8 protein-coding genes are annotated in these 12,631 nt (G+C 47.9%); 2 read left to right on the plus strand and 6 right to left on the minus strand.

Annotation, left to right across the window (positions count from 1 at the left end):
* Positions 1 to 33: 33 nt before the first annotated feature.
* From EOPP23_RS05580 to EOPP23_RS05595, 4 genes are all read right to left on the minus strand, one after another.
* Entirely contained in the window at positions 34 to 1,167 is a 1,134-nt protein-coding gene (locus EOPP23_RS05580; protein WP_153764947.1) for a helix-turn-helix domain-containing protein, read from the minus strand.
* A gap of 122 nt (positions 1,168 to 1,289) precedes the next feature.
* On the minus strand, positions 1,290 to 3,422 hold the full coding sequence (gene ovoA / locus EOPP23_RS05585) for a 5-histidylcysteine sulfoxide synthase (protein WP_370514653.1): 2,133 nt from the start codon (positions 3,420 to 3,422) through the stop codon (positions 1,290 to 1,292).
* Positions 3,423 to 3,493: 71 nt separating this feature from the next.
* Positions 3,494 to 4,129, minus strand: a complete 636-nt coding sequence (gene pnuC / locus EOPP23_RS05590; RefSeq protein ID WP_370514656.1) for a nicotinamide riboside transporter PnuC — start codon at positions 4,127 to 4,129, stop codon at positions 3,494 to 3,496.
* Between the two features lie 85 nt (positions 4,130 to 4,214).
* Complete coding sequence (locus EOPP23_RS05595; RefSeq protein ID WP_370514657.1) at positions 4,215 to 5,369, minus strand: MalY/PatB family protein; 1,155 nt, start codon at positions 5,367 to 5,369, stop codon at positions 4,215 to 4,217.
* Positions 5,370 to 5,596: 227 nt separating this feature from the next.
* Here EOPP23_RS05595 and EOPP23_RS05600 point away from each other — a divergent pair, with 227 nt between their 5' ends.
* Entirely contained in the window at positions 5,597 to 6,562 is a 966-nt protein-coding gene (locus EOPP23_RS05600) for a hypothetical protein (RefSeq protein WP_153764950.1), read from the plus strand.
* On the opposite strand, the gene mnmH is transcribed toward EOPP23_RS05600, so the two are convergent.
* Positions 6,538 to 7,647: a tRNA 2-selenouridine(34) synthase MnmH gene (mnmH, locus tag EOPP23_RS05605; RefSeq protein WP_153764951.1), complete on the minus strand. Its 1,110-nt coding sequence runs from the start codon at positions 7,645 to 7,647 to the stop codon at positions 6,538 to 6,540. The genes EOPP23_RS05600 and mnmH overlap by 25 nt on opposite strands.
* A gap of 108 nt (positions 7,648 to 7,755) precedes the next feature.
* Complete coding sequence (locus EOPP23_RS05610) at positions 7,756 to 10,413, minus strand: hypothetical protein (protein WP_153764952.1); 2,658 nt, start codon at positions 10,411 to 10,413, stop codon at positions 7,756 to 7,758.
* Positions 10,414 to 10,698: 285 nt separating this feature from the next.
* On the opposite strand from EOPP23_RS05610, the gene thrS reads away from it, so the two are divergent.
* Positions 10,699 to 12,621 (plus strand): threonine--tRNA ligase, encoded by a 1,923-nt coding sequence (gene thrS / locus EOPP23_RS05615; protein WP_153764953.1) that lies wholly within the window; start codon positions 10,699 to 10,701, stop codon positions 12,619 to 12,621.
* Positions 12,622 to 12,631 lie beyond the last annotated feature (10 nt).

Genomic DNA, 12,631 nt, shown 5'->3' on the forward strand with positions numbered 1-12,631 from the left:
TAGCTATGAAGGCGCACTGAATCGTGCGCCTTTTTACATTCCAGATTGTTGCTTTCGATATTCACTAGGAGAAATATTCATGTATTTACTGAAACATCGGGAAAAATACATAGGGCTGACGTAACCTAGCTCCTCTGCGATAGCAGAAACTTTTTTATGAGTGGTCAGCAATTCTTTACAGGCATTTGCAATACGCCTCTCCTCCCGCCACTGCATGACACTCACACCGTGATGCTTCTTGAACTGTATCGCCAGCCCCGATGGTGATAAACAGGCGACCCTGGCAACCTGTTCGATAGTAATCGATTGGCACAGGTTTTCATCGATATAACCCATAGCTGCCTGAATTCTTGGGTCAACCTGTTGGCTGACAGCATTTCCCGCAATACGGCCGCATTGTGATAACAGCATGGTGATACCCGCAGCCCGGGTTTTTATATCCAGTGGATGAGTGGACCAGCCCTGTTGATCAATACACTGAATAATTGCGGATATTCTATTCAGGTCAGACATTTCGGGTACTTTTAAATGATAAGTGTCTGGCGCTATTTCAGGCCATTGAAGCTGGCTGATACTGTTTGCGTCGGCTTGGAACATAACCGATTGATAAACCCACTCATCACAGTTATCAGCTCGTTTGACATCCAGATAAGCCGAGGGGCTTAGCAAAATTATTTCTCCGGGGCTGGTTCTGATGGTATTTCGAATCAGGTTGTATTGACCGGAACCCTCAAGGGTCAGGTGTAAGGTCCAGCCTGCTTTTAGCTTTGGTCGAATGATATGGAAGTCAGTCCAGGTGTTCTTTTTTCTGGCAGCATTGTTAACAACGTTCTGATAGGAAAAAAACGGATTATCAACTTCCAGTGCACTGAACAATTGTTTTATGAAGTTATTCGCTTCCGCATCAGAGATACCTGTTTTACGATCAAATATCTCATGCCATTGGTTCAGAATTTTTTTGAAGTCGATGGCCAGCATTAACTCTGAGAAACCGTTTTCCAGAGGAGTGCCTTCAGACGGCTGATCAGCGGGTTTTCGATAATTGAAGCGAGGATTCTGGGCTGTAATATGCAGGTATTCCATGCTCAGTTTCAGCTGAGCAATATCAGACCTTCCTATAAAGAACAGGTAAATATTTCGTGCGGCCTTGGCCAGCGAGCTTTCCATAACTGACTTCCTTACAGCTACTGTAATTCGAGGCCAAGACTACCTGACTTATTATTCGTAAAAAAGTCGACCGTCTTATTTCTGTGGTCGGTCAATAAATCAAAAGGATGAGTGAACCGAGACTACTTCTTACGCCAGACACTGGCCTGGGCAACCGTATGCTGATATTTGCGTGCGGTTTCCCGAATTACAAAAGGCATATCTTCTGGTGGCTGAACCTCTTCAAAGTGTTCTGAAAGAGCTCTGTGCAAACCATCATGGGTTGTCAGAGCTTCACCGTTCTCCCGAATACCACCCAGCCACTTATCCTTTGACGTGTACTCTTCCAGCCAGGTGTAGGGCGAAGTGATCACCAGCAGACCATTGTCGCGAATACGTTCATGCACAGTACCCAGAAACTTCATGGGCTCATTCAGACGATCAATCAGGTTGCCGGCAAAGATCAGGTCGTAGTTGTTGTATTTAGGTTTCAGGTTGCAGGCGTCCCCTTGAGTGAACAGCACCCGCTCCGGATCAATGCCGTCAGCAAAATCATTCAGCTGAACCTTTTTGTAATCTCCCAGTTCACCTTCAGTCGGAACAAAGAACTTTATTTTGCCATTGTGCTGCAACTCGGCTGCTGCGGAAATAAAGCGTGCCGAGAAATCAATGCCGTCCACATGCCGAAACCAGCGGGCCAGCTCAAAGCTGCTGCGGCCGACAGAACAGCCAAGATCCAGAGCTCGGGTCATGGTTTGCCCCTGCATCAGCTGGTGGCAGAACTCAGCACAGGCCTGTGGATAATTTTTTACACCGAAATATTCATCGCCATAATGGAACTCAAGATACTGTGCGACCAGTGTGTCGGTCTCGTAGGGGTTGGTCATGGCTTTTCCTGTGTTGGCAGACTCCACATAGCGGAAACCGGCATGCTGAAAGAAGTGTCTGCGAAACGCGTAGCGGGAATCCTTGATGGCGTAGTTGCCGGTGGATATCCAGCAGCCGCCTTTAATAAGATTATGCTTGCCATCAAAGGTTGGAGTAGAGAAGTCATCGTAATAGGGGTGCACCCTGAAACCGTCAAAGCCGTCTATCGGAGTAGACGTCCATTGCCAGGCATTGCCAATAACATCGCAGAAATCACCGTTACGGAACTGATCCACCGGGCAGGACGATGACCAGTATTCCAGATTGATATTGCCTGGTGCCTGTTGCCAGTAAGGCTGATCTGTCTCGATAGTGTCTCTCAGGCAATACCACTCGGCTTCAGAAGGAAGTTGAATAGTTAAACCGGTTTTTTCTGATTTCCACTGACAGAAAGCCATAGCCTCATGACAGTTTACGTCCACTGGCCAGTTCCAGGGCATGTTGATCTCTTCCAGCATACTGCGGTAGCGGTATTCTTTCTCACCGGAAACCCAGAACTCAGGGTGAGTGGCTTTGGCAAACGTTGCCCATGCCCAGCCTTCATCGCTCCAGTAGCTCTCTTTGTTGTAGCCACCGGCCTCGACAAACTCCAAAAATTCCTGATTGCTGACCAGAAACTCGCTGGCCTTGAACGGCTTTATGGTTTCTTCATGCTGGCCATACTCATTGTCCCAGCCGTAGAGAGGATCGTCGTAATCTTTTCCCAGGGATTGGTGACCGCCAGGGTGTTCAACGAGTTTGTTCTCTGGTGCCGTTCCATAGCTTTGGCAAGGTTGCCAGTACGGATGGGGTTGAACATAGGAAACAGGCAGTTGGCGAATCAGTACCGATGACGTTTCCAGATGAATTCGTTCGTGCTCAATCCCCATCAATATTAACCAGGCAGGGCTTTCCCAGGTGATGGGGACTTCCATGGGCATGTTTTTAATAAACTGGCAGACCGTGTTGCGAACTTTTCTGCGGTACGCCTTCATGGCTGATACAGAAGGCCAGTCGTAATTGCTTTCGTCCAGATCATCCCAGGACATCTCATCAACACCGATCGCAACCATAGCTTCAATATCAGTATCGACCCGCTCTTCTATCAATCGTGCAGCGATCAGTTTATTGATAAAAAAGGAGGCAGTATGACCGTAGTAAAAAATCAGCGGATGCCGAAGAGAGATCGCTTTGCGATACCAGGCTTCATCGCATCTCAGAGTTTCAAACAGGCGGTCGTAGAGGTCGAAGGTTTCACAGAAGTAGTCGAGCAGTTCCTGTCGTTTGGTTTCCGGTGCTCCTTCGTTGAGGAGCAGGGTACGACTGGGTGACTGCAGGGATGAGGCTTTATTGTCAGTATGGTTAAGCACTGTAGAGCGTATCCTGTGGTTAGCATGGATGCTGTACAGTCTGGATCAGCGAAAGCAGAGAGTCCGAATCTTTATGTTACCTTTTTTCGCCAGTAATGGAATCCAATCAGTGAGTTCAGCAGGAAAACCAGTTTCAGAATAAATACCGCTACAACATCCGGAGCCAGTGATGCCGCGCCGAACCACATATAGGCCTGTAGAGCATTAAAGGGTATCCAGAACAGCCACTGTTCCCGGTAAGCAAGCACCATAAGCAGGGTGGCGACAATGGGCAGTACACCAGTTAGCGCATCAAGAAAGGGCATATAGCCATTCCAGTTTCCTGAAAATGCGTAAATGATGAATACGGCGACTGTCGTAATGCCAAGAACCCATAACAGCTTTGTTACAGGAAGAGAGGCTTCCAGTTGTCCATGCTCGGCTCGCTTTTGCCAGTTCAGATATCCCCAGATGGACAGAGGCGCCAGCAGTCCGATATTGGTGACGGCGTTGACATAAAAATCCGCTTCAAAGGAAAGGTACCCCAGTATTGACACAAAGGCTGCGCCAAATAGCTGGGACTCCGGAATGCTGAAGGCGACACCCAATACAAAGAGGATGCCGATGATGGTCAGTGTCGCGACCGGAACGGGAGCATGGGATATCCAAGTCGCCAGAGCAACCGAAACAATGGCAAAACCTGTCCAGCAACGCTGAAATATATCCACAAGGCAGAACCTCCAGATTTACTGGAGGTTCAATCTAGTCATTAGAATTTGTTCTGACCAAAATAAAGGTTCATTCACTTCAGCATCAATGAGGAAGTGACTCGACAGCTGCTTTTATTCGACTGATACCCTGTTCAAGAAGCTCACGGCTGCAACCAAAATTCAGGCGTAGATAATCCTTATCTCCAAACTGGGCACCTGGAGAGAGGCCAACGCCATGTTCTTCAAAGAACCCATGAGGATCTTTCAGGCCCAGCTCACTGACATTGATCCAGGCCAGATAAGTAGCCTCCAGCGGTTCCATGCTCAGGCCTTCAATACTGTTGATCTCCTTCAGCAGGTAATCATGGTTACCGCGCAGGTAGTCCAGCAGACACTGACGCCATGGTTCGCCATGTTGATAGGCCGCCTTGGCAGCGGTGTAACCGATCAGCATATTGTCCGGGTCAGGCACTATGCCTTTGCGAACTCTTTGAAAATTCGAACGCAGCTTGTCGTTAGGAATAATGGCGTAGGCAAAACCAAAACCGGCGACATTGAACGTCTTTGAAGGTGACATCAGGGTGATGGAGTTGTCCCGAGTGAACTCGCTAAGCCCTGCATAGGGAATGTGTTCGCAGTTGCGGTCAAGAATCAGGTCACAATGCACTTCATCGGAGCAAACAACAATGTTGTGCTCTTTGCAGACAGCTTCAATAGCTTCCAGCTCTGATCGAGTCAGCACTCTGCCGTTAGGGTTCTGAGGATTGCAGATGCTCAGCAGTCGAGTGTCGTCGGTAAGACGGGTTTTGAATGATTCGAGATCAAGCCGCCACTGGCCATTTTCAAGTACCCAGTCGAGACCAACCATACGACGACCACCCAGTGAAGGTGCAGTCAGAAAAGGATAATAGACAGGAACGGGAGCTGCTACATACTCACCTTCTCCGGCGACACTTCGGACGGCCAGGTTCAGTGCAGTGACCAGACCGGGTAGCCAGACAATCCACTCTTTCTCGATCTGCCAGTCGTAGAGGTTGTTCATTCGTTCAACGACCAGGTCTTCAAGGCCTTCATCGGCAACGGTATAGCCAAAGATGCCATGTTCGATGCGTTGATGCAGAGCTTCAATAATCTCCGGTGCCGATTTGAAGTCCATATCCGCTACCCAGAAAGGCAGGGTATCCTTGTCTTTGTACTTCTCCCATTTCAGGCTGGAAGTACCACTGCGGTCAATTAACTGGTCGAAATTGGCTGGCACTTTAGTTTCTCTTTGTAAGTTAGCGGCTGAGTCTTCCTCGAATACTAACCTGAGCCAAAGCTGTTTTATATGTTCAGTGAACAGATTGCAGATTCTCTTGTCCTATCTCTTGTCCTTTATAAGGCTCGCTGATCAGGAAAACAGCCTTAAACCGGCCAATCTGCTGGAAGCAGGGGGATCAGTGACCGATTCTCAAGAAAATAAAGCTACTGGAGTTGTATTAGCTTATGTCCAGACGATTTGGCTACCTGTTGTTGTGCTCAAGCCTGCTGGCCGGTTTTTTAATGCTGCCAGTCATACTTCCAGAGTTGACTGCTGCGGAGCTTACTGCCGGACGTTTTCTTGTTACTTTCCTAACTTGCCTGCTGATCCTGCCTTTTCGATGTGAGTGCCTTTCATTCCTGAACAGGAATAACGCTTTGCAGTGGTTTCAGAGAAGTCTGTTTGGCGGCGTTCTATTCTGCCTGTTCCTACTGATCGTAGTGAGAGAGCTGGGTTTACTGGCGGCCTGCCTGTTAATTCTACTGTTACCAGCTTTAACAAGAGTGATTGTTCTTAATACTTGGGATAAAAGTACTCTTTCTATTCTTGCCCTTTTGACTGCAGGGCTGATTATTCTGGTCAGTGGCCAGGAATATCAGGTTGCTACCTTGGGGAACACTATTGAGGGAACGCTGGCACTGGCACTGGCTATTGTTTGCTGGTTGGTATCAGCGCGATTGCAGATAAAAATGGTGAGAGAGGAGCCGCTGGTTGACTCATCGAATCAGTTGCTGTTGACGGGGTTAATGTCACTGCCGGCCTTACTTGTATTGCTGATACTGTCAAACAGTCACTGGTATGAAATGGAGTTGGCACCTGTTTCATCAGGCCTGTTCGGCTACTGGTACTGGCTGATATTTTCCGGTGTGCTGGTGGGTATTGTCAGCAGAAATATGTGGAAAAAACTGAACGACAGTGAAGGGCGGTCATCCGGTGATGTTGCCGCTCCGGCAGTAATTATGACTCTGTTTGGTTACTACAGTGTTCAGGGGCTACTGCCTGAATTAAATGAATGGTTGGTCTTGATAATGATGGCCTGCAGCCTGATTATTGAGTCAGGCTGCAGAAAAGCCAGCTTATCCCGCAGGGATAATAAATATCTTCAGGAAAGTTATTCCCGTAAAAATCACACCTTGGAAAGCTCAGAGTAAGCAGCCAGAATCTCCTGACGATTACCCTTAAAGATAATCTCGCCTTCTTTCTGGCTCAATTGATATTCGTACATAGGGTCGTAATAACCCGTCAACAGAGCTTCAATCAAAGGACGGTAGCCATCAATATTATTCTGACTGATGTGCTGACTGAGAGCATTATCAAGAATATCGGTTAACTGCTGATAGCGTTCACCGCCCAGTCGGCGTCTGATTCGATGAAGACTGTCTTTCAGACCTTGCTGGAAGTGTTCAAAACCTACTTCATTACCAAACTCAGTCTGAAAATCATCCAGATTATCCCGCACGTATTCCTGCAAGCCGACCTCAACACGTTCTTCGATACTTTCTTCCAACAAGATAATAGGTGCCTGCTGCATCTTGTCCCGGAATGACTGTGACAGGCTGCATCGACCAATCAATTTACTTTCATCTTCCAGTAGTACCGAAGCACTGCCTTTTAAGTGACGATGCTTTAGCATGTCGATGGACAGGTTGTTTTCAAAATCAATCTGTCCTGGCTGGCCACCACAGCGACGGCCAAAACTGGAACCACGGTGGTTGGCCAGCCCTTCCAAATCAACACTGGTATCAATTTGATGAATCAGTCGGGTTTTACCGGTGCCAGTTTTACCGCTCAAAATAATGAACGAGCATTGCTCAATGGATGCTTCCAGTTCATCAATCAAATAGCGACGTAGAGCTTTATAGCCACCCTTGATCAGTGGGTAGGGGTAACCGGATTCTTTCAGCCAGGCTTGGGTAATATGGGAGCGTTGGCCGCCACGAAAGCAGAACAGATAACCTTCAGGCTGGGCTTTTACAAAGTTCTGCCAGCCAGATAAACGTTCAGCCTTCACTTCATCCGTTGCCAGCTGGTAACCGAGCTCGACGGCCGCATCAGGGCCTTCCTGCTTGTATTCTGTGCCAATCACTTCCCGTTGCTGGTCATCCAGAATAGGGAGATTGACAGCCAAGGGGAAAGAGCCTTTATCGTATTCAACAGGTGCACGGACATCCATCAGTGGCACATCGTTCAGGAACAGAGAGAGGAAATCATCGGTATCCGGGCGGTTCTGGGTCATGGGGCTCCGTGACTGCAATTACAGGCTGAAAACTCAAAGCCCAATAGTTTGGAGCTTGTGCGACTGACAGGCAAGTGGGGTTTGTTTCTATTCTCAGGGGGATTGGTGCTAATCCATCACTTTTTTCAGCTCAATAAGGTAGGGAGCTGTGTCGGCATAGGAATTGAAAAAATCAAAAACAGTCCCGTTAAACGGTTCAGTTTGATCGTCGTCATGAATAATGCAGTGGTCACCACAGGATTCAATCGTAAAGTAGTGGCCGCCCTGAATGGTTGATCCGGACTGAGCGACAACACTTTGTACTTCAAAGGGGACGAATTCTTCTTTTTTAGTTGTTAGATTGTAGATGGGCAGTTCATAAACAGGATTGGATCCCAGTAGTGCTGAGGCATGTCCACTTAATTTATAAATCCGTAGATCCCCTTTGAGAGCTTTCTCCCTGTCAAAGTCAAAGAGCCGTGCATGAATTTTGACTGTTTTCAAGCTCCCTGGGTTGTCATGCGCCACTCGTTCCATCATTTCACTGTCTAGCAAAACAGGAGTTGCCTGATCAGTCCATTCAACATCCGGTATCTCTTCTTTTCGGCAGGCTAGAGCCTGGGCCAGATTGAACTTGTCATGAATAATAACCTGATGGTAAACATCGCCATCCTGTAAGAACTGTCTGCTTCTTTCGCCGTTGACAGACACCGTCTGTTTGAACGTTTTCAATTCCTGACTATCGTCTCTAAGGCACACCAGTTCAATAAAAGGACCGATAAACTCCTGACTGTCTTGTTGTGGATACCCTTCTTTCGGGAGCAGTTTTCTCATCAGGGATTGATAATCCTGATCCTCTTGTGACCAGCTGTCTGAGTCAGCTGCATGAGCAAATGCTCTCAGCTTCACCATAACATTTTCATGTAATTCTTCGGGTGTTTTTTTGCCTGTAGTGGGTGCCTTTCGCCTGACTCGAATCATTGCATCAGCCAGGTCAGCAAACGCTATGGCCAACTCTTTGCGTTCCTGAATCAGGTTTTTTGTCGCTTTTTTAATTCGTTCTGGTTGGTCTGGCTCCATACCAATGATGATTTGTTTCAATGCTGCGTTGGCAAAACAGGTGTTGCCAAAATTCTGGAAGCCGGGGGTAAGAATTGGTTTTACTTGCTGAACAGCAAGCGTTGCTATGGACATCTCTCGGGCATAACGATCAACACTATATGTGCCCGTCGGTGATTGAGGGGAAAGGTGTTTCAGTTCGATTATGGATTCTGGTGTCAGGCCTCTGCCAATATAGAGTTCTCGAAAATGGCAGGCTTCTGTATAGCGAAAGTTATGGGCTTTTTCTGCCAGTAAAGGCAACAGGGTATCCATATGAGCGTAATGAGCCAGCTCGAGGGCATTCAGTCCACTTGCTGTGCAAGGTTCGCGCAGTTGATTTTCGTTGTAATACTTGATCAGCTGGCAGGCCAGTTTTTCATCGCCAGCTTTAATGGCCAGAACCAGCGGTGTTTCGTTACCAATGACATTGACTCTGGAAGAAATATTCGGACAGGTTAACAGTGCTTCCAGCTCGGATTGTTGTTTTAAATAATGATAAATAGTCTGCGCTGCTTCCTTATCCCCTTTGGTCAGAGCTGCGGTCAGTGGTGTATGGCCAATGAAATCGCGGGAAGTTTCCAGAAAAAGCTGTGCCGAATCGTGGCCTTTCAAAATACTGCTAAGAAATTTCACCCGTTCGAAATTTTTCCCGGGTGATGCTTTGCAATGTTTATAAGCATCAATGATACGAAAGAGCGTATTACAGGAAAAGCCGGTTCTGGTTCTAAAATCAAATGGATCTGCCCCCTTTTCCAGCAGGGAGTTAGCTTGAGCCCAGTCAATGTCATTGACTGGGTTGGAAAGAAGTTCTGTCAGTTCAGTGGTTGCTGTCTGATTATACGTTTGCGGGGTGATAAGGCTTGATTCCGGGCCACTGCCAGAAGTATTGGCCACCAGAGACTGAGTGACTGATCCAGTTAATCGGGCAGGAGTCGGTTTTACGTTACGTCTGATGCCCACTTGAGCCAATTGCTTCTGGTTGAATCGGCTGAGTTTATTTTTGAGAAAACCAGCGGAAGAAAGCTGATTGTCATCTGCTGGATCCATTTCTCTGAGTTGTTCCTCCAGCTTGCTCACCCAGAGTTCAGAACAATTAACAAAAGTCATGCACGAAGATTGCTGATCTTCATCTTCATTACTGGCCAAGGCTGCCTTCAGCTCATCAAAGGAGTCCTGAAATTCTGTTTCCAGCAGATCAGGGTTGGTGTGGTAGCGGGTATCTCTGGCAACCAGTCGTTTATGTTTTTTCTGAAGCTCCACGTGTAGCTTGACCATAAGGCCGCCAGCAGAACGCTCAAGCTCTGAGAGTGCCTGTTCGGTTTCTTCAATATTCAGGTTTTTCAGATCTTCCGCTTTATCCTGAATAACGACTTTCCGCTCGGAAATACTGAGTTCTGGATTAGGGGGAGCTGCACCGGAATGTCTTTCAGATAGTTGTTCATATTGGCAGTCTGATTCTGAAGCCAGGGTATCAGCTGCCATTGCCAGTTGCTGATAGGATTCGGTCATTGGTGTGATATCACGCCCGATAAACATACCAACCATGGAATAGTGTGTAGTTAACTTGTTACTTTCAACGTAAGGCTTATAAGCACCGTAGCCATCTTTTATCAGTTGCTGGCACTGCTCCTTCCAGTATTCACAGGTTTTGAACTGATCAATGGGGGTGTTGCTACTGGGTACCATGGTGCGATCCTTTCACCTTATTAATAGAAACATCGGCGTTTTCCTGCGGTCGCTTGACACATCCCTGTATTGCCACTGAAAATATCCCTTTTACTCCCCACGATTTTCATCACCTCAACCGTGAGAAAATCCATGCAACCCCTGGTATGGGTTGCCACTGGTAAAACGGCTCACAACCCCTGGTATGGGTTGAATGAGCAAAATAACAAGCAGCCCCCTGTACGGGTTGCCACTGAAATAGAACTCAGATGCCTATAGCGCATCAAAAAGTAGGAATTTTTTATCATGCCTGTTATTACGCTTCCCGATGGCAGCAAGCGCGAGTTTGCTGACGCAGTATCTGTTATGGAAGTCGCCATGGACATTGGTCCGGGCCTTGCCAAAGCCACTCTGGCTGGCCGCATTAACGGTGAGCTGGTGGACGCCAGCACTAAAATTACAGAAGACTCAGAGATGTCGATCATCACCGCCCGTGATGAAGAAGGCGTAGACGTAATCCGTCACTCCACCGCACACTTGCTGGCAATGGCTACTCAGGACTTGTTTCCTGGTGCTCAGGTCACTATCGGCCCTGTTATCGACAATGGCTTCTACTACGACTTCTCCTACGAGCGTGCTTTCAATATGGAAGACGTCGAGAAGATCGAAAAGCGCATGGGTGAGCTGGCCAAGCAGGACATTAACATCGAACGTGCGGTGATGAGCCGTAACGAAGCGGTTGAAGCGTTCAAGGCTCTGGGTGAAGAGTACAAGGTCGAGATCATCAACGACCTGCCTGAAGGCGAAGACATTTCCGTTTACCGTCAGGGTGAGTGGATGGACCTGTGTCGTGGTCCTCACGTACCTTCTACCGGCAAACTAAAAGCATTCAAACTGATGCGTGTTGCCGGTGCATACTGGCGTGGTGACTCCAATAATGAAATGCTGACCCGTATCTACGGTACTGCGTGGGAAGACAAGAAAGCCCTGAAGGGCTACCTGCATCGTCTGGAAGAAGCGGAAAAGCGTGATCACCGTAAACTCGGTAAACGCCTTGACCTGTTCCATATGCAGGAAGAAGCACCGGGCATGGTGTTCTGGCATCCAAACGGCTGGGCTATTTACACTGAGCTGGAAAAGTACATGCGTCAGCAGCAGATTGCCCGTGGTTATCAGGAAATCAAAACACCGCTGCTGGTGGACCGTTCCCTGTGGGAAAAATCCGGTCACTGGGACAAGTACAGTGATGACATGTTCACCACTAACTCTGAAGATAAGGACATCGCGGTTAAGCCGATGAACTGCCCTTGTCACGTTCAGGTCTTCAATCAGGGCCTGAAGAGCTACCGTGATCTGCCTCTGCGTCTGGCGGAGTTTGGTGCCTGTCACCGTAATGAAGCATCCGGCGCCCTGCACGGCATCATGCGTGTTCGTGGTTTTGTTCAGGACGATGCCCATATCTTCGTCACTGAGAGCCAGATTCAGCAGGAAGTGTCCGACTTTATCGACATGCTGCACGATGTTTATGCCGATTTCGGTTTTGACCGTGAAAATATGCTCTATAAGCTGTCTACCCGTCCGGAAAAACGCGTAGGTTCCGACGAAGTTTGGGATAAAGCCGAAAAAGCATTGGCAGAAGCGATGGACGCTCAGGGTCTTCCTTGGGAAGAATTACCGGGTGAAGGTGCTTTCTACGGACCTAAAATAGAATTTTCCCTGAAAGACTGTATTGGCCGAGTATGGCAATGTGGCACCATGCAGGTAGACTTCTCCATGCCGGGTCGTCTGGGCGCTGAATACGTCGATGAAAATGGCGAGCGTCAGACTCCGGTAATGCTCCACAGAGCTACTCTGGGTTCCTTTGAACGCTTTATAGGCATCCTGATCGAGCACTTCGAAGGTGCCATGCCGACATGGCTTGCTCCAAAGCAGGTTTCGATCCTCAATATTACCGATCGTCAGGGTGAATATGCCCGCGAATTGGAAAAAATATTGACCGAAAACAGCTTTAGAGTGAAAGCGGACTTGAGAAACGAGAAAATCGGCTTTAAAATCCGCGAGCACACCTTGAATAAGGTGCCTTATCTTATCGTTATCGGTGATAAGGAAATGGAAAACAGAACCGTTGCCGTTCGTACCCGTACAGGTGAAGATCTGGGTACCATGTCTGTAGAGACATTTGTAGAACGTCTTGCAGCGGATATCAGCAAGCGTGGCCGTACTGCGTAATTAAATCTGT

Source organism: Endozoicomonas sp. OPT23, from assembly GCF_009653635.1.
In the GTDB taxonomy this organism is placed as follows: domain Bacteria; phylum Pseudomonadota; class Gammaproteobacteria; order Pseudomonadales; family Endozoicomonadaceae; genus Endozoicomonas_A.